The 22,842-nt window shown below is 60.2% G+C and carries 15 protein-coding genes; 7 read left to right on the forward strand and 8 right to left on the reverse strand.

The window, feature by feature from the left end; genetic code table 11:
• Positions 1–25: 25 nt before the first annotated feature.
• Positions 26–1,768 carry a potassium/proton antiporter gene (locus ACZ9H3_RS17050; protein WP_065758222.1) on the reverse strand — a complete coding sequence of 581 codons (1,743 nt, stop codon included), beginning with the start codon at positions 1,766–1,768 and terminating at the stop codon, positions 26–28.
• A 163-nt stretch (positions 1,769–1,931) separates the two neighbouring features.
• Here ACZ9H3_RS17050 and ACZ9H3_RS17055 point away from each other — a divergent pair, with 163 nt between their 5' ends.
• Positions 1,932–4,148: a dermonecrotic toxin domain-containing protein gene (locus ACZ9H3_RS17055; protein ID WP_330522236.1), complete on the forward strand. Its 2,217-nt coding sequence runs from the start codon at positions 1,932–1,934 to the stop codon at positions 4,146–4,148.
• A gap of 1 nt (position 4,149) precedes the next feature.
• Here ACZ9H3_RS17055 and betA read toward each other — a convergent pair whose 3' ends face one another.
• The 3 genes from betA to betI all read right to left on the reverse strand — a co-directional run bounded on the left by betA (position 4,150) and on the right by betI (position 8,093).
• Positions 4,150–5,847 (reverse strand): choline dehydrogenase, encoded by a 1,698-nt coding sequence (gene betA / locus ACZ9H3_RS17060; protein ID WP_476221648.1) that lies wholly within the window; start codon positions 5,845–5,847, stop codon positions 4,150–4,152.
• Positions 5,848–5,925: 78 nt separating this feature from the next.
• Positions 5,926–7,398, reverse strand: coding sequence for a betaine-aldehyde dehydrogenase (gene betB / locus ACZ9H3_RS17065; RefSeq protein ID WP_476221650.1), 1,473 nt, complete (start codon positions 7,396–7,398; stop codon positions 5,926–5,928).
• A 29-nt stretch (positions 7,399–7,427) separates the two neighbouring features.
• A complete protein-coding gene (betI, locus tag ACZ9H3_RS17070) occupies positions 7,428–8,093 on the reverse strand; it encodes a transcriptional regulator BetI (RefSeq protein WP_065758226.1) in 666 nt (221 codons plus the stop codon).
• Positions 8,094–8,516: 423 nt separating this feature from the next.
• Between betI and betT the strand changes: the two genes are divergently transcribed.
• The 3 genes from betT to ACZ9H3_RS17085 all read left to right on the forward strand — a co-directional run bounded on the left by betT (position 8,517) and on the right by ACZ9H3_RS17085 (position 16,245).
• Positions 8,517–10,520, forward strand: coding sequence for a choline BCCT transporter BetT (betT, locus tag ACZ9H3_RS17075; RefSeq protein ID WP_330522239.1), 2,004 nt, complete (start codon positions 8,517–8,519; stop codon positions 10,518–10,520).
• Positions 10,521–10,651: 131 nt separating this feature from the next.
• Positions 10,652–11,392 (forward strand): substrate-binding periplasmic protein, encoded by a 741-nt coding sequence (locus ACZ9H3_RS17080; RefSeq protein ID WP_330522240.1) that lies wholly within the window; start codon positions 10,652–10,654, stop codon positions 11,390–11,392.
• Between the two features lie 104 nt (positions 11,393–11,496).
• The gene (locus ACZ9H3_RS17085) at positions 11,497–16,245 is read left to right on the forward strand and encodes a dermonecrotic toxin domain-containing protein (RefSeq protein WP_476221653.1); all 4,749 of its coding nucleotides are present in this window, start codon (positions 11,497–11,499) and stop codon (positions 16,243–16,245) included.
• 28 nt (positions 16,246–16,273) lie between these two features.
• Here the strand turns inward: ACZ9H3_RS17085 and ACZ9H3_RS17090 are convergent, their stop codons facing one another.
• From ACZ9H3_RS17090 to gpmI, 4 genes are all read right to left on the reverse strand, one after another.
• Positions 16,274–17,041: a divergent polysaccharide deacetylase family protein gene (locus ACZ9H3_RS17090; protein WP_454240568.1), complete on the reverse strand. Its 768-nt coding sequence runs from the start codon at positions 17,039–17,041 to the stop codon at positions 16,274–16,276.
• Position 17,042: 1 nt separating this feature from the next.
• Positions 17,043–18,362: a S41 family peptidase gene (locus ACZ9H3_RS17095; protein ID WP_065762004.1), complete on the reverse strand. Its 1,320-nt coding sequence runs from the start codon at positions 18,360–18,362 to the stop codon at positions 17,043–17,045.
• 87 nt (positions 18,363–18,449) lie between these two features.
• Positions 18,450–19,736 (reverse strand): murein hydrolase activator EnvC family protein, encoded by a 1,287-nt coding sequence (locus ACZ9H3_RS17100; RefSeq protein ID WP_476221656.1) that lies wholly within the window; start codon positions 19,734–19,736, stop codon positions 18,450–18,452.
• Positions 19,737–19,863: 127 nt separating this feature from the next.
• The gene (gene gpmI / locus ACZ9H3_RS17105; protein WP_065761541.1) at positions 19,864–21,399 is read right to left on the reverse strand and encodes a 2,3-bisphosphoglycerate-independent phosphoglycerate mutase; all 1,536 of its coding nucleotides are present in this window, start codon (positions 21,397–21,399) and stop codon (positions 19,864–19,866) included.
• Positions 21,400–21,612: 213 nt separating this feature from the next.
• Here gpmI and ACZ9H3_RS17110 point away from each other — a divergent pair, with 213 nt between their 5' ends.
• Genes ACZ9H3_RS17110 through secB form a run of 3 tightly spaced genes read left to right on the forward strand, consistent with a single transcriptional unit; the run spans position 21,613 to position 22,812 of the window.
• Positions 21,613–22,026 (forward strand): rhodanese-like domain-containing protein, encoded by a 414-nt coding sequence (locus ACZ9H3_RS17110; RefSeq protein WP_065761542.1) that lies wholly within the window; start codon positions 21,613–21,615, stop codon positions 22,024–22,026.
• 3 nt (positions 22,027–22,029) lie between these two features.
• Positions 22,030–22,284, forward strand: a complete 255-nt coding sequence (gene grxC / locus ACZ9H3_RS17115) for a glutaredoxin 3 (RefSeq protein WP_065761543.1) — start codon at positions 22,030–22,032, stop codon at positions 22,282–22,284.
• 39 nt (positions 22,285–22,323) lie between these two features.
• Positions 22,324–22,812 (forward strand): protein-export chaperone SecB, encoded by a 489-nt coding sequence (secB, locus tag ACZ9H3_RS17120; protein WP_065761544.1) that lies wholly within the window; start codon positions 22,324–22,326, stop codon positions 22,810–22,812.
• Positions 22,813–22,842: the final 30 nt, after the last annotated feature.

Consider the following 22,842-nt stretch of genomic DNA (forward strand, 5'->3'; position numbering starts at 1 on the left):
ACAAGCAGATGTAAGAAAGCGGAGTTTAGAGGAACAGGCCCGGGCCGGGGCGACTTCCTTCGGGAAATTTGACGCCCACTTTGAGGATCTTGTTCCCCTCCATCAGCGCAACGGTCCACAAGGTGTTGTTCCATTCGATCTGGTCACCCACTACCGGCGCACCACCAACCTTCTGTTGGATGAAGTGGCTCAGAGGCGTGTGTGGGTCCTGACCGTCGAGCTTGAGGCCGTACAGGGCCGCTACAGCCCCCAGTTCTGCGTCACCTTCAAGGACGAAGTCACCGAAGAAGCGCAGGTCCAGACCACGTTGTGGTGCCTGGCTGAACAGCTTGCCCAGGGCCGGGAGATCGTGTTCATGGCCGATGACACAGAGCAGGTCACCCACCTCCAGGGTGGTACTTCCCGACGGGTGGAGCAGTTGCTGACCACGGAAAAGCGCTGCAATGCGGGTACCCTCAGGCATTTTCAACTCACGCAGCGCTGCGCCGATGCACCATTTTTCAGCACCCAGACGGTAGACGAACAGCTCCCATTCACTGGTGATGTGCACTTCCAGTGCAGAGCGGGAGATGGGTGCCGGGTCAGGTGGCACGGTGACTTTCAGTAGCTTGGCCACCCACGGCAGGCTGGTGCCTTGCACCAGCAGCGAGACCAGGACGATGAAGAAGGCCAGGTTGAAATACAGTTGTGCGTTGGGCAGCCCGGCCATCAGCGGGAACACCGCCAGAATGATCGGTACCGCGCCGCGTAGGCCGACCCAGGAAATAAAGGCCTTTTCGCGGCCATGGAAGGCCTTGAATGGCAGCAACCCGGCCAGCACCGACAGCGGGCGGGCGAAGAGGATCATCCACAAGGCCAGGCCCAGTGCCGGCAGGGCAATTGGCAGCAGGTCGTGCGGAGTGACCAGCAACCCCAGCACCAGGAACATGCCGATCTGTGCCAGCCAGGCCATGCCGTCGAGCATGTGCAGAATGCCGTGGCGGCTGCGGATCGGGCGGTTGCCCAGTACCAGGCCGCAGAGGTACACGGCGAGGAAGCCACTGCCGTGCAGGGCGTTGGTCAGGGCAAATACCAGCAGGCCACCACTGATCACCAAGATCGGATAGAGGCCGCCGGCCAGGTTGATCCGGTTGACCAGTTGCAGCATCAGCCATCCGCCGCCCAGGCCGAGCACTGCGCCAATGCCAAACTCGCGCACCAGGTGCCCGAGCAGGCCCCAGTGCAGGCCTGTCTGACCGCTGGCGAGCATGTCGATCAGGGTCACGGTGAGGAACACCGCCATGGGGTCGTTGCTGCCCGATTCGATTTCCAGCGAGGCGGTGACCCGTTCGTTCAGGCCCTTGCCGCCCAGCAGGGAGAACACCGCAGCAGCGTCGGTCGAACCGACAATGGCGCCGATCAGCAGGCCCTGGATCAGGTTCAGGTCAAACAGCCAGGCCGCCATCATGCCGGTCAGGCCGGTGGTAATCAGTACCCCGACGGTCGCGAGCGATAACGCTGGCCACAAGGCAACACGGAAGCTCGCGACCCGCGTACGCAGGCCGCCATCGAGCAGAATCACGGCCAGTGCCAGGTTGCCGACGAGGTAGGCGGTGGGGTAGTTGTCAAAGATGATGCCGCCGCCATCGACCCCGGCTGCCATGCCTACGGCGAGGATGATCACCAGGATGGGGATGCCCAGTCGCGAAGACAGTGAGCTGACCAGAATACTTGCACCTACCAGCAACGCGCCGATCAAGAACAGGCTGTTGATGGCGGTCGCATTCAAAGGCAGTACTCCAGGACAATCGGCGGGAAAGGTGTGCAGAAACAAGCAGGTCGCGTGCCAAGGATTCTAACCTGAGCGCTTGGAAAACTGTCTAGATAGTTACCACCGTGATGTGCTTGATAGCGTTTGCAATGCCGTATCGGCAACCAATACGGCAATTATCATGACGTCATTCGCATCCGCTTCTCTGCAGAACATCGCTCAAGGCTTCCTCGGGGCCTATCCCGATATCCATAGCCTGGCCCGGCTTGGCGCAGGCCATATCATCGAAAATGCACTCGGCTATTGGCTCGATCCCGACCAAGTCTACTGGCACCGCTTTGATCATGCCGTCAGCAGCAACCGAACCTTCAGTGGTTGGGCGCACTACAGTGCGCCGATCGAGTCGATGACCTTGAGCGAGCTGATTCAACGTCGTTTCACCCTCAACGACCAGCTCAATCCCGACCTGCTCAGCAACTACGGTGGGTTTTACCGAGTGGGTGCGGGCCATGGACATTATGACGAGCGTGTCGAGGTTCGCCTGGCACCTGAAAATGTCATGGAGGCCTTCTGGGCGCTCGACCTGCAGTCGGTGTACCTGCAAACCCTGGAGCGGTTCTGGGCGCAGCATGCCGATAACTTCTGTCTGCTTGCCCGGGCACAGTTTCTGACAGCATTGGCGCATGCACGAGAGAAGGAGGGCTTGTCCGACGCCGAGCAACAGGCGGTGTTGCGTGCGGCAGTCGGTTCGATCCGCTTCCCGGCAACGCTCGCGCGCTTGCGCCAGTCGCAGGGGGAGGGTGTGAACTCCGGCTTCAGCGCCCTCAGCTTCAGTGGGCAGGTGGCGCGCGATATGTTCTGGTTGGTACTCCCGAGCAATGCCTTGCTGCTGTACCTGGCCAGCGAGACGCCTGCCCTGATTCGTTTTACCGGCAAGGACCAGCTCTATGCCTGGATAAAGGAGCAAGTGGCGGACGAGCCAGGCCGGCAGCGTTTTCAGCAACACTTTCCTGACCTTGATCCGGCCGCGGGGAAGGTGTTGTGTGAGCGTCTATCAGCCGGTCAGCGAGTGCTCAATTGGGATGTCGCGCCCGTTGCAGGGGATGTCTTTGTGCATCTGCGGGAGGCCGCCAAGCAGGAACTCAAGGCCGTTGCCTTGGCACGAATCACCGCCAATAGTGACTTGCGCAAGGCCAAATGGCTGGCATGGCTGGGGGTTGTCAGTCGTGTGGTTTCACCGCTGGCGCCACTGGGCTGGCCGCTCGCCCTGGCGGCGGTCGGTGCCGGGGCGGCAAGCCTGGGATTGCATCTGGACCAGGCTGTCAACGCGAGCGATATACGCCAGCGCCGGCGCGGTTGGGTGTTGGCGGTTGTGGACCTGTTGTTTGTGTTGCTGGATGCCAAGATGCTTGAAGCCGATGCCTTCAACGGTGAAGCGCGTGCTGTTCGTGCACCGGGTGGTTCTGAGGCTGTGCCATTGACCCGAGCCCCGCAGGTGGCGTTGCCGCCGCTCCCGGTTGATGCGCAGCCTGTGGGGGCACCGCCGCTCTCTGACGGCAACTCTACGTTCTGGACGGCCTGCATGCGGCCCGCCGCCGATGAATTGCTGGCACTGTCCGATCAGGCGTTGGCACGTCAGCGAAGCCTGTTGACGCACCTGCCTGAAGCCGATCTGGAGCGGGTCTCGGCCAGCGGCGACTACCTGGATCCGTTTGGTGAGCCTTATGTGGTGTACCGCGATGAACTGGGTTTTGGCGCACGTCACATCAAGCAGTACAGCCATTCGCCGCAGCGCTACAACAACCTCTTGCGCGGCCTGCCGCTGGAAGGCACGGTTGACGCTAATGTGGCCAGGATTCATGCATTATCCAAGGAGTTGGGCATGGTTGGCTGCGATAATCAGGTGCGGCTGTATCGCGCTGCGTCTGCGGCGAGAGGCACATCCGGTGCATGGCTCAAGCGTGGGCAGGTGAAGGTTGGGGACGTGCTCCTGACGACTGACTTTACGTCGTTTACAGAAAACCCGTACACCCTCTGGGAGTTGTTCCGTGAAGACAGGAGTGCCGTTCAGGCACGTTTCGACGAAAGCTCCGTGGTGTTCGTTCTGGAGCCTGGTGGGCCCGCCTATGCGTCGCCCGTAGCAGCCTTTTCCGACCTGGAACATGAGGCCGAGGCACTGATCTTGCCGGGTCGGCCGCTGCGCATTCTCGACATTGCCGAGGTCGTCGGGGCGGATTTTCGTTTCACTCAAGTCCGTTTGCAGGGGGTTGAGTCGGTTGCTCCTGACGAGGCGATGTTCGAGTTTCGTACCGGGGAGCCGTTCCAGCGAGCGGCGTATGCCCGACGCCTGGGGGGCGTCGGGCAGAGCCTGGTCGAGCGCTTTTTTCCGCAGCCTTAGCTTATGCCTGCTTCACTTCACGCAGCGGCTTGCCCTTGACCGGCGCATCGTTGGCCACGTAGTACTTGGCGGTGCTGCGTGGCAGTGGCTGACGCCCACGAATCTTGTCGGCGATTTTCTCGGCCATCATGATCGTTGGGGCGTTCAGGTTGCCGGTAGTGATGATCGGCATGATCGAGGCATCGACCACGCGCAGGCCTTCCATGCCATGTACGCGACCCTGGCCATCGACCACGGCCATGTCGTCGGTGCCCATCTTGCACGAGCAGGACGGGTGGAACGCGGTTTCGGCGTGCTCGCGAATGAACGTGTCCAACTCTGCGTCGGTTTGCACATGCGCACCCGGGCTGATTTCACGACCACGGTATGCGTCCAGCGCCGGCTGCGCCATGATCTCACGGGTCAGGCGGATGCCATCGCGGAACTCCTGCCAGTCCTGTTCGGTTGCCATGTAGTTGAACAGGATGCTTGGGTGTTGGCGTGGGTCCTTGGACTTGACCTGGATGCGCCCACGGCTTGGCGAACGCATCGAGCCCATGTGGGCCTGGAAGCCGTGCTCCTGCACACCGTTGCTGCCGTTGTAGTTGATCGCGACCGGCAGGAAGTGGTACTGGATGTTCGGCCACTCGAACTCGGGGCGGGTGCGGATGAAGCCACCAGCCTCGAACTGGTTGCTGGCGCCGATACCGGTTCCGGCAAACAGCCACTGGGCACCGATAGCGGGCTGGTTCCACCACAGCAGCGAAGGGTACAGCGAGACCGGCTGGGTGCAGGCGTACTGCAGGTACAGTTCCAGGTGGTCTTGCAGGTTTTCACCCACGCCCGGCAGGTCGTGGACCACCGGAATGTCCAGGCTCTGCAGCAGTTTGGCCGGGCCGACACCGGAGCGTTGCAGCAACTGCGGCGAAGCGATGGCGCCGCTGCAGACGATGACTTCCTTGCGTGCACGGGCTTCGACACGCTCTTCGCTGTCGCCTTGCAGGTAGGTCACGCCAATAGCGCGTTTGCCGTTGAACAGCACGCGATCGGTCAGGGCATGAGTGACGATGGTCAGGGTCGAGCGCTTCTTGGCGATGTCCAGGTAGCCGCGTGCGGTACTGGAGCGACGGCCTTCCGGGGTCACCGTACGGTCCATCGGGCCAAAGCCTTCCTGCTGGTAGCCGTTCAGGTCTTCGGTGCGCGGGTAGCCGGCTTGCACGCCAGCTTCAACCATGGCGTGGAACAGCGGGTTGTTGCCCGCCTTTGGCGTGGTCACGCGGACCGGGCCTTCGCCGCCATGGTAGTCGTTAGGGCCGATGTCACGGGTTTCCGCTTTACGGAAATACGGCAGGCAGTCCAGGTAGCTCCAGTCTTCCAGGCCTGGCAGTTTGGCCCAGCCGTCATAGTCCATGGCGTTGCCACGGATATAGCACATGCCGTTGATCAGTGATGAGCCACCCAGGCCCTTGCCCCGGCCACATTCCATGCGACGGTTGTTCATGTAGGGCTCTGGATCGGTCTCGTAGGCCCAGTTGTAGCGGCGGCCCTGCAGCGGGAAGGCCAGGGCGGCAGGCATCTGGGTACGGAAGTCGAAGCGGTAATCCGGGCCGCCGGCTTCAAGCAGCAGTACGGTGACGCCTTCGTCTTCGGTCAGGCGGGTGGCCAGGGTGTTACCGGCCGAGCCTGCGCCGACAATGATGTAATCGAATTCTTGGGACATGAATGTACCCTCTTGGCAGTGAACGAGGTGAGCGGATGGCGCCCGGGTCTCGCGACTCGGGCGCGGCTACAAGGGTGCTTAGAACACCGAGTTGTAGTTGCCCAGCTCGACCTGTACCGACTTGATGCGAGTGTACTGAGCCAGCGAGCTGATACCGTTCTCACGGCCGACACCGGACTGCTTGTAACCGCCGACCGGCATTTCGGCAGGCGACTCGCCCCAGGCGTTGATCCAGCAGATACCGGCTTCCAGCTGGTGGATGATGCGATGCGCACGGGTCAGGTCGTTGGTGCAGACACCCGCGGCCAGGCCGAAGTCGGTGTCATTGGCGCGACGGATGACTTCTTCTTCGGTTTCGTAGGTGAGGATGCTCATCACCGGGCCGAAGATTTCTTCGCGAACAATGGTCATGTCGTCGCGGCAGTCGGTGAATACGGTCGGCGCAACGAAGGCACCCTTGGCGAAGTCACCGGTGGTCAGGCGTTCGCCACCGCACAGTACGCGTGCGCCTTCTTCCTTGCCCTTGGCGATGTAGCCGAGGACATTTTCCATGTGGGCGAAGCTGACCAGTGGGCCGAAGTTGGTGTTTTCGTCTTCCGGGTTACCCACGCGGATGCGCGCAACGCGCTCAACGATCTTGGCTTCAAAGGCGGCTTTCAGAGAGGCAGGCACGAACACGCGGGTGCCGTTGGTGCAGACCTGACCGGAGCTGTAGAAGTTGGCCATCATGGCGATGTCGGCGGCGCGATCCAGGTCGGCGTCGGCGCAGATGATCAGTGGCGACTTGCCGCCCAGCTCCATGGTGACTTCCTTGAGCGAGGAGCTCGAAGCACTGGCCATGACCTTCTTGCCGGTGTCGGTGCCGCCGGTGAAGGATACTTTTTCAACGCGTGGGTGCTCGGTCAGCCAGGTACCGACTTCGCGACCGCTGCCGGTCAGGACGTTGAAGACGCCATCTGGCAGGCCGGCTTCGGTGTAGATTTCGGCCAGTTTCAGGGTGGTCAGCGAGGTGACTTCACTGGGCTTGAAGATCATCGCGTTACCAGCGGCCAGGGCCGGGGCGGATTTCCACAGGGCGATCTGGATCGGGTAGTTCCAGGCGCCGATACCGACGGTCACACCCAGTGGTTCGCGGCGGGTGTAGACGAAGGAGCTGTCGCGCAGCGGGATCTGCTCGCCTTCGATGGCTGGTACCAGGCCAGCGTAGTATTCGAGTACGTCGGCACCGGTCACGATGTCGACGTAGCGGGTTTCGGAGTAGGACTTGCCGGTGTCCAGGGTTTCCAGCGCGGCCAGCTCATCGTTGCGCTCGCGCAGGATGTCAACGGCACGACGCAGGATGCGCGAACGCTGCATGGCGGTCATCGCGGCCCAGACTTTCTGGCCACGTTCGGCGCTCTCGACGGCGCGTTCGACGTCTTCTTTGGTGGCACGTTGCACGTGGGCGAGGACTTCGCCGTTGGCCGGGTTGATGGCTTCGAAGGTGGCATCGCCGCCAGCGTCGACATAACCACCATCAATGTAGAGTTTTTGCAGTTCGAAACGGGCCATAGTGTCCTCGCAAGTGCATTGTGGTTTGGCTATCCGCGCAGCGCTCCTGCCTGTGTGGCAATCGCCGGGCGCGGTGCATCAGAGGCCTGGTTGTGTGTGTCCGGGCTCGTCTGTTTTGCCAGTTGTAGATCCATGTATTCGTAAGCGATTTGCTGCGCCTGGTCGGTGTCGAAGGCGTCTCCGGATAACGCACCACGCAGCCACAGGCCGTCGATCAAGGCTGCCAGCCCGCGTGCGGCACTGCGTGCTTCAGGCAACGGCAGTACGCGGCGGAACTGACAGCACAGGTTGGAATACAAGCGGTGATCGTTGATCCGCTGCAACCTGTGCAAAGACGGCTGGTGCATGCTGGTTGCCCAGAATGCCAACCAGGTTTTCATTGCCGGGCCGTTGACCTGGCTGGCGTCGAAGTTGCCTTCGATGATCACCTGCAGGTGGGCGCGCGGGCTGTTGTCCTTGAGCGCATGCCGACGTGCGGCGACGCTCTCGGTGAGCACGCTCATCAAGTACCGCATGGTCGCTGCGATCAGGCCATTCTTGTCCTGAAAGTAGTGACTGATGATGCCATTCGACACACCGGCCAAACGGGCGATCAGCGCAATGCTGGCATCTCCCATGCCGACCTGATCGACCGCCATCAACGTGGCTTCGATCAACTGCTGGCGGCGGATGGGTTGCATACCGACCTTGGGCATCTTGCAAATCTCCTCAGGCCTGCGGGCAGACGACAAGCGGCTGCCTCGGCGAAGGCCAGTCTATTTTGTTTTGATTGAACGTTCAATCAACAAAGAATAAGCTCTGCGACAATCTGCACCATTGACAGGTTTTTCTGACCTTCTGTTGGCGCAAATTGGCACCCTAAAATGACGTGTAAGCCCCGTAACACAAGGCGTTGACGGTTTTTTGCGGAATATTGAACAGATCGGCCGAACGGCACGCGGCCATGCGGCAAACCTTCTGGTCGGGGTTTTCGGTCTGTTTTTTAACGCAATCGTTCGGGATTACGGTTTTTTCCAAGGTGCTTTTATAACACCTGAGCCAATGTGGCTATTGCACCATTTGCTCAGGTAACGGGTCGTTCTGTTGTTTTCTCTCGCACTGCCTGGAGCCTCTGTGCAATGAGTTCTGCCTCTTTGATAAAGACCCCTGTTGAGAGGGTCCGGGTCAATAGCGTGGTGTTCTTCACCTCGGCGCTGTTGATTCTTGTACTGACTGCCTTGCTGATCGCGGTTCCTGAAACTGCAGGTCGTGTGCTTGGCCAGGCCCAAGCCTGGTTGTCGCGTAGTTTCGGTTGGTACTACATGCTGGTGATTGGCGGCTACCTGCTGTTCGTCATCGTTCTGGCGTTTTCCTCCTTCGGCAAGTTGAAGCTGGGCGGCAAGGACGACACACCGGACTTCAGCTACGGTGCCTGGGCCGGCATGCTGTTCTCCTCCGGTATCGGTATTTCGCTGCTGTACTTCGGCGCCTCCGAACCGCTGGATCACTACTTCAACCCGCCGGAAGGTACACCGGCCAGCCTGCAAGCAGCCCGTCAGAGCCTGCAGTTGACGTTCCTGCATTGGGGCCTGCATGGCTGGGCGATCTACGCGTTGGTTGGTCTGTCGGTGGCCTACTTCGCCTATCGTCACAACCAGCCGCTGGCCCTGCGTTCGGCGCTTTACCCGCTGATGGGCGAGCGCTGGGTCAAGGGCGCAGCCGGGCACACCGTTGATATCTTCGGGATGTTCGTGACCCTGCTGGGCCTGGTGACCAACCTGGGCATCGGCTCGATGCAGGTATCGTCGGGCCTGGAGTACCTGTTTGGGATCGACCATAGCAAGACCAACCTGCTGATCGTCATTCTGGTGATGAGCACGGTGGCCACCATTGCTGCGGTATCGGGTGTGGAAAACGGTATTCGTCGCCTGTCCAACCTGAACATCCTGCTGTTCAGCGGCCTGCTGCTGTTCGTGCTGTTCAACGGCCCGACCCTGCACCTGCTCAACAGCTTCGTACAGAACACGGGTGACTACCTCAACGGCGTGATCCTGAAGACCTTCGACCTCTACGTCTATGAGGGTGACAGCGCCAAGTCGGAGCGCTGGTTGGGCCTGTGGACGGTGTTCTACTGGGCCTGGTGGATCTCCTGGGGCCCATTCGTGGGTATGTTCATCGCGCGTATTTCCCGTGGTCGTACCGTGCGTGAGTTGGTGGCCGGCGTGCTGCTGATTCCGTTGGGCTTCACCTTGGCCTGGCTGTCGATCTTCGGCAATACCGCGCTGGACCTGGTGATCAACCAGGGCGCGGTGGAGTTGGGACGCACGGCGCTGGAGCAGCCCTCAATGTCGATCTATCAACTGCTGGAGCACTATCCAGCGGCCAAGATCGTCGTGGGTGTGGCCGTGTTTGTCGGTTTCGTGCTGTTCCTGACCCCGGCCGATTCCGGTGCAGTCATGATGGCCAACCTGTCTTGCAAGGGTGGCCAGGTCGACGAAGACGCACCGCACTGGCTGCGTATTCTCTGGTCGGCGATCATCACTCTGGTGACCATCGGTCTGCTGTTCGCAGGCAATTTTGAAGCCATGCAGACCATGGTGGTGTTGGCAGGCTTGCCGTTCTCCGTGGTGCTGGTGGTGTTCATGTTCGGCCTGTTCAAGGCGATGAAACAGGATACTCAGGTCGAGCAGGAGCAAGCCGAATTGGCGGCCCGGGGCCGTCGCGGCTTCAGCGAGCGCCTGAGCCAACTGGACCTTCAGCCGACCCAGGCCATGGTTCAGCGCTTCATGGACAAGCAGGTCAGCCCGGCGCTCAAGGAAGCGGCTGAGCAACTGAAGACCCTGGGCTATGAGGTGCAGACCCGCCTGGGCCAGTCGCGTGCGGCGATGGGCCTGCGGATCGACATGGAGGAGGGCAACCCCTTCGTCTATGAAGTCAGCCTGGATGGCTACCTGGCCGCGCCAAACGAAGCGCCGGCTGACGGTGCCAGCGATGTACGGCAACGCTTCTATCGGGCCGAGGTTTACCTGCATAACGGTAGCCAGGAGTACGACCTGATGGGCTTCACGCCGGAGCAGATTACCCGGGATGTACTCGATCAATTCGAGAGCCATCGTCAGGTGTTGGGTCGGGTGTACAGCTGACCATGATCCGCTGAAAGCCAAGGGCTCTGTTCGCAGGAACAGGGCCCTTTCTTTTTCATGTGTGCTGCGGTGCTGGACAGCCGCTCAGGTGCCCGGCACTCTTGAAGGCGCCAAGGATCCCGGTGCCTGCCATGTTCAAGCTTCCTGCTTTTCTGATCTTCAGCGTATTCCTGCTCAGCAGTGTTGCTCGTGCAGACGAGCCATTGGTGCTGCTGACCGAGAACTTTCCGCCTTACAACATGGCCACGAACGGCAAGAGCTTCGCTCAGGATGCCAATATCGAAGGCATTGCGGCTGATATCGTTCGGGAAATGTTCAGGCGTGCGGATGTCTCCTATAGCATGACTCTGCGCTTTCCTTGGGAGCGTATTTATAAGCTGGCCCTGCATACGCCAGGCTACGGTGTGTTTGTCACGGCCCGCCAGCCGGAGCGCGAGGCGCTGTTCAAATGGGTAGGCCCTATCGGGCCGGATGACTGGATCCTGCTGGCGCCTGAGGGCAGCCCGATCACCCTGGAACGCCTGGAAGACGCTCGTGGCTATCGGATAGGCGCCTACAAGGGCGATGCCATTGCCGAACACCTGAGCAAGCAAGGGCTACGACCTTCCATCGTGCTGCGGGATCAGGACAATGCCGGGAAGCTGCTCCGGGGGGAGATCGACCTGTGGGCGACGGGCGACCCGGCGGGTCGCTACCTGGCCCGCCAGATCGGCATCAACCAGCTCAAGACGGTGCTGCGTTTTAATGGTGCAGAGTTGTACCTGGCACTGAACAAGAGCGTTTCGGACGCAGTTGTCAGTCGGCTTCAGCAGGCACTGGAGCAGATGCGCGAGGATGGGTTTGTTGACGCTACGTTTGCCCGCTATCTGTAAGGCGAGAAGGGCGCTTCTGCCTGGTGGTAGATAGTTATTGATCGGCCGTACAAGGCTGACGTTACGCTCCTGTATGTGTTCTATCGCACTGACAGGAGTTGTGCATGTCTGGTTCTTTACACCCCAGTGATATCAACATTCAGGCGATGGTTGCCTTGCAATTCGCCTCGCGCCCTACCTTGCGTAGCGTGCTTGAGCGGCGGATGCTTGAGGTGCTATTCGCACGTTACCCATCCCTCGCCCGGAACTACCCCGGCCTGGTCTCGGCCAGTCAAATCAGCCTGATGGTGCCCGAAAGGCGTGAGAAGCGCCTGTTCTATTCGCGCCAGTCACTGCTTGATGTCTTCATGCTGCATTTCGCACAGGGAAAAACGCTGGTATTTGCCAATGAGACTCAGGAGGCCTACCGGCTCAGCTATGACTACCCCGCAGTCATGCAATCGGGTGACCTGAAGAATCGTCTGGACATGGAGGATGTGGCTCAGTCGCTGAATGAGTTGCAGGCGACGATTCATATCAATTTGCAACAAGCCTTGGTCGATTACTGGCAGCAGACGGGCAGCACACAGGTGCCACGGACGCTGTGGCTCAGCGAGGTGCTCAAGACCGTTTTGACTGCAAGCCAGTCCACTGCAGAGTTAGGGCGTGAGGAGCGTGCTGCACTGTCCCAAGTCGTCGAAGTACCGCTGAAAATGAGTCGACAGCGGCGCTATGGCAATGACTGCACGCAAGCCTACCTGATTGATATCCATGTGGATGGGGCTGCCGGTCCCTATGCCTTGCTGAGTGGTGACGTGCTGTTGAAGTCTCGGGTAGACGGGCACGACAGGTTCCTCTGGTGTCAGCCTTCGGGGCGGGTGGAATCGTTTACCCGCGAAGAGGCGTTTTCCGAGGCCTTGCATGCGTGGGTCGCCAAGCGTTTCGTGGTGTCTCAGGTGACCTGGAGCTGTCATGAGCCTGAAGAAAACCTGTTCGAGGTGCAGGCCAGTGTACTGTTGAATCGTCAGTTAGAGGCATTGACGCCGTTGGCGTCGCGTCGATTTGCCGATGTGCAGGCGCTGGAGCAAGGCTTTAGTGCGCTCACGGATCCTTCGGTGTTCTTCCAGCCCACCGCGCTGCTGACGGTGGTGCCACAGGCCGTACTGAGCGACAGCCTGCCAGACTGGTTAAGTGATGCCTCGGCATCCGATCAGTTTGCCTATATGGGCCTTTTGCTGGGGCTGGCCAATGCGCAGGCAACGTCTCGCGGGCAATCATTTCTTTATGATGTGCCGAGCTTGAAGGCTTTTACCGCTCAGTCACTGCGCGATCAGCTACTGAATGATCACCCATCGGACGGCGACTACTTTGCGGATGATCTGATACTGACGTTCGCGATTGCCGAAGGGCAACTGGGTACAGCTGGCATGATCAGGCACGAGGCCATGACCTTTACCGACTATGCCATCGGCAATCTGGTCTCAAAGCCCAGTGGCACTGTGGTCATCAGCCATCGGAACGGCAAGCCGATCATGGCCTGGATGACGCCTGAGTACATTGATGAACTGGTGCAGCGGGTGAACATCGGTGAGGTGTACCCCAAGCACGTCGCGGCGTTACTGGGCGACCCTACCCAGCTCAAGCGTCGACAACAGCTGTTTTGCCGTGAGCTTGAAGTGCATTTACCGCTTGTGGCGCTGGAGGCCAAAATCCGTGGACAGGCCGGTTTCAGTGAAGTGGGCTACAACTATGTGCGGAGTGCGACGCTGGGGCTGAGTGATGATTTAACGGGCGATGAGGCCGCCGTGTTGATCAGGCCGCTTGCCTTCAAGCACGAGCCTGACAGCGAGGTCGCGGATGAGGTCGTCAATTTCTTTGTCATTGCTCCCCGTGATATGACAACAGGTCCGTGCGTGCTGTACCGGCCGCTTGACACCGAGCAACCGTTGCTACAGTTCCCCAGCACTGAGGCGCTGTTTGATGCCATCAAGGAAGAGGGAGCGTTACAGGAGAGTGTCCTCAGTTGGTTCAGTGATGATACCCGTCAAGTCTACGCCAACGGTGGTTTCGACGAGCCGCACATATCCAGGGTGATCATTGACACTTTATTGCCGCTGGAACGGTCAGCACCTGCTCAGTTGGTTGCGGTGGACGTGGTGGGAACGGCCTGTGAACGGCTCTTTGAGGGCAATACCCGGATGTTGGTCGAGCTGGCCAACCGAGACTCGGTGTCCAATGCCGAAAGCCGTTGGGCACTGATTAAGAAAGGTGCGTGGCTGGTGTTCGGCGCGGTAGTGCCACTACTGCGTGGTCCTGTCGCTGTGGTTATCTGGATCGTTCAACTGGTTAGCAGTCTGAACGAGGATTTCAAGGCGTTGCGCAGCGGGGATGAGTTTCAGCGGGACGCGGCGATTGTTGATTTGCTGTTCAATCTGGGCCTGCTCCTGTTGCACCGCTCATCGCCGCCCGGTGAGACCGCGCCGCCCAAGCCTGTTGCCTTGCCAGAGATTGCCGGCCCTGCGCGCAGGCTTGAGGGCGATGTGGTGCCATTGGTGAAAGTGCAAAAAGACCAGTCGTTCTCGACTACCGCCACGCTTGGCGGCAATGGCACCGCACTGGATTTTTCCTGGAGCAACCCCGCGAACCACCTGAGCGCAGTGCAGCGTGAAAAGCTTCGGCGCTGGCAGGTGGATCCGATGACAGACCTGGGAGGCTATCGCGAGGATGACGAGGCGCGGGGGCTGTATGGTACCGATGACAACCTGTATGCCAAGGTTGCAGGGGCTGTCTATCGTGTCGACCGGGCGGCAGGGGAGGTCTGGGTGGTCAACCCCATTTACCGTCTTCAGCGTGGCCCGCGGTTGCGGCACCTGTCGGCTGATGAATGGGCGCTGGATTTGAGATTGGCCTTGCGTGGCGGCGGCCCGAAGCGTCAGATCAGTGCATTGGCCGAGGCCAACAAGGCGCATTACGAAGCGACGCTCGAGCAGATGAGCAAGGCCATGCAAGACTACGTGACGGAGAAAGACGCTTTCGAGAAACTGATCGAGACCTCGCGGAGTTTGGTGGCCGAAAAAGACAACGCAGCGAAGACTCTGGCGGGCTTCAAGGCCAAGCATGAGGTCGCTGATGGACCGGCCAAGACGGTGCTTGAAGGGGTCATCGCAAAAGTACAAGCGCTTCAGCTTGAGCGGGAAAATGTGCTGGCGGCGCAGTACAAGAACCAGATCACGCATCTACGGCGGATGGTGGATATTCAATGGCAAGTCAGGGACATTGTTATCGACTTGGGTAAGCCTCAATACGCGAAGTTCTATGCGCGCACAGGGGTCTCCAAGAACCTTGACGCGGTGTTGACCCAGTTGGCCATTGATTCTGCCACCCTGCACCAACGGCTTTACCTTTGCACCGATTGGGACACGCTTGCCGAGAGTCGTGAGCGTGTTGTCAGATGGCCGCGTAGTGAGCTTGAAATCGACCATTACAATCAGTTTGTCGATGCTTTGACGACCAACATTCAGGAGCAGAAGGAAATCCTGGACTTCCTGGCGCAACTCGATCATCTGGACGGCCTGCTGGTTGAGGCGGGGTTGAGCGACGCCGTTGCCAAGGTGCGTGCCGAGCGTTTGTTCAGCACGAAAGAGCTTCGCTTTGCCTACCTGACCGACCTTGGCGAGTTGGTCATGAACAGGGCTGCGATGTCCGACCCGGATGACTTCCTGTGGCTGGAACATCTGCTGATCGGTTCGGATTTAAAGCGTGCAGGGTATTCCCATGCCTCCCTGGAGCAGGAGGACGTTTCGCTGTCTGATCGAATCAGCATTTTGAACAGTAGCCTTGAAGTCTATGACACAACGTTACAGATCTGTGAGTTTCTTCAGGAAAACCCGTACGACAACGTGCGTGCCGACGCGCTGGAGCGCTACAGGGCGGAGCTGAAGGATTTGAAACACAGCGCCGAGACAGACTTGGCACTCGCGATCAGGGCCCAGGAACTGGATCAACCCCGTACCCCTGTCAGGCCGCGTCCGACGCCGAAGTTTTCCGTAAAATCGCGCACCATCACCACGCATGACCAGCGCGTACTGGTAGGGGAGGAAGTGACCGAGGGTGATCAGGTCTACGTTGAGCAGCGTAATAAGGTGACGGGGGAGCGCCTGAGCCGCTTTCACCAGCATGGTGATCAGTGGGTCGAAGTGGTTGAGCAGGCGCAAGGCAGCAATGAGCTGCCCGCTCCTCAGGAAGGTGCGCCCTCTGCTGATGCATTGCGCCTGGCCAGGGAAAAAGCCAATCGCATGTTGAAAAGGCGTGAAGGTGCGTTGCGCAAACTGCGTGGTTACCTGAAAAAAACCGATTCGCTGAAGAGCCTTGAGCACATTTTTGAGCATGAAGAGCGTAATTTCCGTGAGGCGGCTCAGCAGCTTGAGGCACTAGGGGAGCAGTTGACTGAGGGCGACCTGGGCAAAATCGTCGCGCTTCGTGAGGCGGCCGATACCCTCCGCGAGGATTTGATTACCTTCTACAAGGAGAGCCCGCCACAGGCCGAGAGCCTGAAGTACCTGTACAAGTATGCAAAGCTGCAGATCGCGCGGGTAGGGAGTCGAACGCCGGTCGAAGGGCATGCCAATGACTTCATTGAAAAATATGAAATCAGAACGCAAAAGCTGGAGCCGCTGTGGGAAATACACCTCCACTACCCGGACAATGCCACGCCACGTCGGCAGTTCGTCAAAGGCCACCTGAAGGCCTGGAAGGACCGAAACCTTGGGCGCCGCTATCAGTTGGCCAATGCGCGGGATGACGGAAGCCTTATCAATATCCACCGGGGCGATGTGAAGTTGGCTGACGTGGACAAGATACTGCAGCTCGACTGATCGTCGCCTGGAGCACGAGCGGGAGCGTTCAGCGGGCGGGCAGGTACCGGCCATGTTTGCCATGGCCGGGCATGGCCTGGTTGCTGCGTTCGGCAATCATCTGGTGTATTTCAATCCAGGTGATGCCCTGGGCTTTCAGTTTCGGCAGCTCGCGCTCCAGCACGTCAAGTGTTTGCGGGTAAGGGTGGCCAATCAGTACCGCCGAGCCCTGTTTGTGCGCCAGGTCGATGCCCTGTTGCAACTGCGCCGCGATGGCGGCAGTGGTGCGGACATCGTCCAGAAACACATCACGTGAGACGCTGGCCAGGCCCTTTTCCTGGGCCTTGGCTGCGGCCACCGTCCTGGCACTGGTGCGGCTGTCGACAAAGAACAGATCGCGTTGGTGCAGTTCATCCATCAGCCAACCCATGGCCTCGGGCTCTGCGGTCATCCGGCTGCCCATGTGGTTGTTCAGGCCCGCCGCGAAGGGCACCTTGACCAGGGCGGCGTCCAGGCGGCGCATCAGTTCAGCCTGCGGCATGCCTGGATGCCAGGCATAGGGCCCTGTTGCCGGGTCCATGGGCATGTGCAGAATGACCGTTTTGCCCGCCCGGTGAGCCTGGCGAGCAAACTCGCTGGCATGTGGCGTGTCGGGCATCACGGCGAGTGTCACCGGGCCGGGCAGGGCGAGCACGCGGCTGTCCCGTGCCGGGTTTTGTCCCAGGTCATCGATGATCAGGCTCAGGTAGGCCGGCGCCGCAGAGGCGGCACCGGCCAGCCCGCACAACAGTACGAGCGCGAGGCAGCGCAAGAACACCTTACTTGTCGCGCGTGATGCTCAAGCCCTTGAGCAGGCTGAGGGCCTGGCTGAGCTGGAAGTCGTCATCCTGCGGGCGTGCCTTGCGTGCGGAGCCTTTGCCCGATGGACGGTCTGCGCCGCCATTGCCATTGCCCAGGTGACCTTGCAGGTCGGCTTCCTTGAAGTTCTCGCTGTCCTGCTCGCTGGTGATCTTGGCGCGGCGCACCTCGATGTCGGGAACAATGCCCTGGGCCTGGATCGAACGTCCGTTGGGGGTGTAGTACAGCGCGGTAGTGATCTTCAGTGCGCGGTCATTGTTCAGCGGCAGTACCGTTTGCACGGAGCCTTTACCGAAGCTGTCGGTGCCCATCAGTACACCCCGTTTCTGATCCTGGAGTGCGCCGGCCACAATTTCGGATGCCGAAGCACTGCCACCGTTGATCAGCACCACCAGCGGCACGCCTTCACTGGCGTCGGCCGAGTCAGCCGAGAAGCGCAGTTCGGAGTTGGCGATACGGCCCTTGGTGTAGACGATCAAGCCCTTGGTCAGGAAGTGGTCGGCCACCTCGACCGCCGACTGCAGCACGCCGCCGGGGTTGTTGCGCAAGTCCAGGACCAGGCCACGCAGTTTCTTGCCGTTGTCCTTGCGCAGCTTGGCCAGCGCCTTGCCGACTTCCTCGCCGGTCTTGACCTGGAACTGGGTGATACGAATGTAGCCATAGCCGTCTTCGAGCATCTGGCTCTTGACGCTCTTGACCTGGATGATGGCGCGGGCCAGTGTCACGTCGAACGGTGTGCCACCATCGCGGACCAGGGTCAGGGTGATTTTCTCACCGACCTTGCCACGCATTTTATCGACGGCTTCGGTCATGGTCTGGCCACGGGTCGGCTGGCCGTTGATCTTGACGATCAGGTCGCCGGCCTCGATGCCTGCACGGGACGCCGGGGTATCGTCGATGGGCGACACCACCTTGATGAAGCCATCCTCGCTGCCGACTTCGATACCCAGGCCACCGAACTCGCCGCTGGTGCTTTCCTGCAGTTCCTGGAAGTCTTCCGGGCCCAGGTAGGCCGAGTGCGGGTCGAGGTTGCTGAGCATGCCCTTGATGGCATTCTCCAGCAGGGTCTTGTCATCGACGGGTTCGACATAGGCTGCCTTGATGCGGTCCATCACCTCGGCGAAGGTGCGTAGCTCATCGAGTGGCAGTGGCGCCTTGGCGCTGACGGTCGTGGCCGGCATCGCTGCTGGCTGTGCCGGTTCGGCGGCGTTGGCCAGAGGCGCGCCGATGACCAGGGCAGCAGCCAGGGCCAGCGAGGTGAGGCGGGGCGAGTGCAGCATGTCGAACGAACTCCTGATCCGGGTTTCGCCCCGTTCGGGGCATCGGCATGACAGATAGCGGTCAGGCCGTGAACAATAAGGTAATGCCTATCCCTGGGACCTGCACCATTGCGCCGGATCGCTCGGGCGACCCTGCTGGCGAATGGCGAAATACAACGCCGAAGTATTTTGGCCACCGCTGTTGCCGACGGTGGAGATGGCCTCACCGGCTTTGACGATGTCGCCGGCATCCTTGAGCAGGGTCTGGTTATGGCCATAAAGGCTCAAGTAACCATTGCCATGGTCGAGGATGACCAGAAGTCCGGCACCGCGCAACCAGTCGGCGAAGACCACGCGGCCCCCGTGTACGGCATGCACCTGGCTGCCCGCAGAGGCGCTGATCATCACGCCGTCCCACTTGGCCCGCGAGTCATCGCCACGGGTTTCACCAAAGCGTGCCAGCAAGCGGCCATTGACCGGCCATGGCAGTTTGCCACGGGCTGCGGGAAATGCCCCGCCAAATGCGGCTCCATCACTGGAGACCAGCGGGCCAGGGGTTGTCTGAGGCTTCTTCGGCGCATCGTTTTCACGGGCCGCAAGGGCTTCGCGCTGGCGCTGTTTCTCGGCTTCCTGTTGGGCAAGCAATGCACGCTGGCGTGCTTCTTCGGCCTCGCGCGCCTGACGGGCCAGGGTTTCCTCGATGGTCTTGAGGACGCGGCTCAGGTCAGCCTGCTCTTGCTCGCGCGCCTGTAGCTTCTGGTCACGGGCTTTTACGTCGGTGTCGAGCTTGGCCAGTACCTGCTGGCGTTCCTCACGGACCTTTTCCAGCTCCTGGCGCTGACTGTCGAGGCTGCCTTGCTGGGCCAGTAACTGGGCCTGCTGCAGGGCAATGTCGTTTTCCACATTGGCAAGCTGGCGCAGGGTTTCATTGAAGCTGCGCAACTGGCTCAAGCGCGCCTGACTCAAGTAGTCATAGTAGGTCAGGGTGCGGGCGAATTTTTCCGGGTTCTGCTGGTTGAGCAGCAGTTTGAGGTATTCCTCACGGCCATTCTGGTAAGCAGAACGCGCCTGGATCGCGATCAGGCGTTGCTGTTCAATGCGGGCGCTCTGGAGTTTTTTTTTCTCACTGTTCAGGCGCTCCAGCTCGCCCTCGGTCTTTTTTAGTTCCTTCTGCAATGCCTCCACCTGTTTTTCCAGCTTGCCGATGTCGGTTTCGGTCGAGCGCAGGTCTTTCTGCACGCCGGATTTTTCCTGCTGCAACTGGCCAAGGAGCTTTTTCAGCTCGGCAATATCCTGACGCGTAGCGTCCAGTTGCTGCTGGGTTTGTGCGCGTTCATCGGCGAATGCCGGGCTGAACAGGCAGGTCAGGGCTAGAAGGATCAGGGCGCGAAGCATCTGAAGGGCGATACCAAGAGGGAGACCGGCCTAGTATGCCCGGCACGCGCCGCAAAAAAAACGCCTCAAGGCAACTGCCTTGAGGCGTTTGTCCGGAAAACCGACCGTTATGGCTGGTTTACGCAGGTCAGGCGTCGATCAGGATCGAGGTCCCGGTCATTTCCCGGGGTTGTTCCAGGCCCATCAGTTTCAGCATGGTGGGGGCGACATCTGCCAGTACGCCGCCGTCACGAACGGTGAACGGGCGTTTACCGACGTAGATGAACGGGACCGGTTCGGTGGTGTGGGCGGTGTGCGCCTGCCCCGTGCATTCGTCTTCCATCTGCTCGACGTTGCCATGGTCGGCAGTTATCAGCGCTTCGCCGCCGACCTTCTCCAGTGCTTCGACCAGCCGGCCGACGCAGGTATCCAGGCACTCCACGGCCTTGACCGCAGCCTCGAACACACCGCTATGGCCAACCATGTCGCCATTGGCGTAATTGACCACGATCACGTCATAACGCTGCTGCTCGATGGCTTCGACGATTTTGTCGGTCACCTCGGGGGCGCTCATTTCCGGCTGCAGGTCGTAGGTGGCGACCTTGGGTGACGGGATCAGGATGCGCTCTTCACCGGGGAACGGCTCTTCACGGCCACCGGAGAAGAAGAAGGTGACGTGGGCATATTTCTCGGTTTCGGCGATACGCAGTTGGGTCTTGCCCTGCTTGGCCAGGTATTCCCCGAGCACATTGTCCAGGCTTCCTGGGGCGAAGGCGGCCGGTGCCGGGATCTTTGCCGAGTACTGGGTCAGGCCGATGTAGGCCGCCAGCTTCGGCAGGCGTGCGCGAGGGAATTCATTGAACTCGGTCTCGACGAAGACCCGCGACAGCTCGCGGGCACGGTCGGCACGGAAGTTCATGAAGATCACGGCATCGCCGTCTTCAACCTTGACGGCATCACCAATGCGTGTGGCTTTGACGAACTCATCGCTCTCGTCGCGGGCATAGGCTGCTTCCAGGCCAGCCTGGGCGCTGTCGGCACTGAACTCGGCGACACTGTCGACGATCAGGTTGTAGGCCGCAGCGACGCGGTCCCAGCGGTTGTCACGGTCCATCGCGTAGTAGCGACCGATCAGGCTGGCAATACGGCCCTTGCCCAGGCGGGCGAAGGTGGCGTCGAGCAGTTCGATGGACGATTGCGCACTCTTTGGTGGCGTGTCGCGGCCATCGAGGAAGGCGTGCAGGTAGATGTTCTCTGCGCCGCGCTGAACGGCCAGTTCTGCCATGGCGATCAGGTGGTCCTGGTGGCTATGTACGCCACCATCGGAGAGCAGGCCAAGGATATGTACGGCCTTGCCAGCACCGACCGCCTTGTCCACGGCGCCACACAGCACGGGGTTCTGGAAGAACTCGCCGTCCTTGATCGCCTTGGTGACACGGGTGAAGTCCTGGTACACCACACGCCCGGCACCCAGGTTCATGTGGCCAACCTCGGAGTTGCCCATCTGGCCGTCCGGCAGGCCCACGTCCATGCCGGAGCCGGAGATCAGGCCATGCGGCTGTGTAGCACGCAGGCGATCATAAACCGGGGTGTTGGCCGAGTAGATGGCGTTGTACTCGTGGCTTTCGCTGTGACCGAAACCATCCAGGATGATCAGGACCAGGGGTTTTGGCGTGCTCGTCATGAATCCCACTCGCGCTTGTTCAGATGAAAAAGAAACGCATTTTAGGGCATCTTGGTCCCGGATGACGAATTCCCTTTGTGTGGTTAACGGAATAAGCCGACAAGCTGCAACACATTAAGCGGAATTACTGCAGGCGGGGTCGTCGGGCGGGCTTTGGCCGACCTTGGCGGCTGTGTATACTGGCCAACATTTTTAATGGCCCGGAACCCTCTGATGGTTGCTCACCTGATTGAATTCGCCACTAACCACTATTTGCTCGTCGCACTGTTCGCGGTGCTGCTGGTACTGCTGATTCTCACCGAGGCCCGTCGCGGCGGTCGCAGCCTCAGCAGCGGCGAACTGACCGCTCTGGTCAACAGCGAGAAGGGCCTGGTCATCGACATTCGCACCAGCAAGGACTTCGCTGCCGGTCATATCGTCGGCGCCCTGAACATTCCTCAGGACAAGCTGGCTGCACGCATTGGCGAGCTGGAAAAACACAAGGCCAAGACCTTGATCGTGGTCGACAACATGGGCCAGCATTCCGGTACTACCTGCCGTGAGCTGCTCAAGGCCGGCTTTACCGCTGCCAAGCTGTCTGGCGGTGTGTCCAGCTGGCGCGCCGATAACCTGCCATTGGTGAAGTGATCCATGCCTGATGTCATCGTCTACTCCAGCGATTACTGCCCTTACTGCTCGCGCGCCAAGCACCTGCTCCAGAGCAAAGGTGTAGCCTTCGACGAGATCAAGGTCGATGGCAAGCCGCAGCTGCGCGCTGAAATGAGCCAGAAGGCCGGGCGTACATCGGTGCCGCAAATCTGGATCGGCGCTACCCATGTGGGTGGCTGCGACGACCTGTATGCCCTTGAGCGAGCGGGCAAGCTGGACGCTTTGCTCAAGGCTTGATTCAGAACCCCTACAAGACCCTGGAAAGAAGGATCTGTCATGACTGATCAACAGAACAACGGCGCAGAAGCGCTGGATGAGAACGCACCGCAGTTTTCCATGCAGCGCATCTATGTGCGCGACCTGTCGTTCGAAGCGCCGAAAAGCCCGGCGATCTTCCGTCAGCAATGGGAGCCGAGCGTCGCACTGGACCTGAACACCAAGCAAAAAGGTCTGGAAGGCGATTTCCACGAGGTCGTGCTGACCCTGTCGGTCACGGTCAAGAACGGTGAAGAAGTAGCCTTCATCGCTGAAGTGCAGCAGGCCGGTATCTTCCTGATCAAGAACCTCGATGCCGCTTCGATGAGCCACACCTTGGGCGCATTCTGCCCGAACATCCTGTTCCCTTATGCGCGTGAAGCGCTGGACAGCCTGGTGACCCGTGGCTCGTTCCCGGCACTGATGCTGTCGCCAGTGAACTTCGATGCCCTGTACGCCCAGGAAATGGCGCGTATGCAGGAAGCCGGTGAGGCGCCGTCGCTGCAATAAGCGACTGCTGTCACCTGAAAGCGCCCCACG

This window comes from Pseudomonas sp. TE3910 (assembly GCF_056279025.1).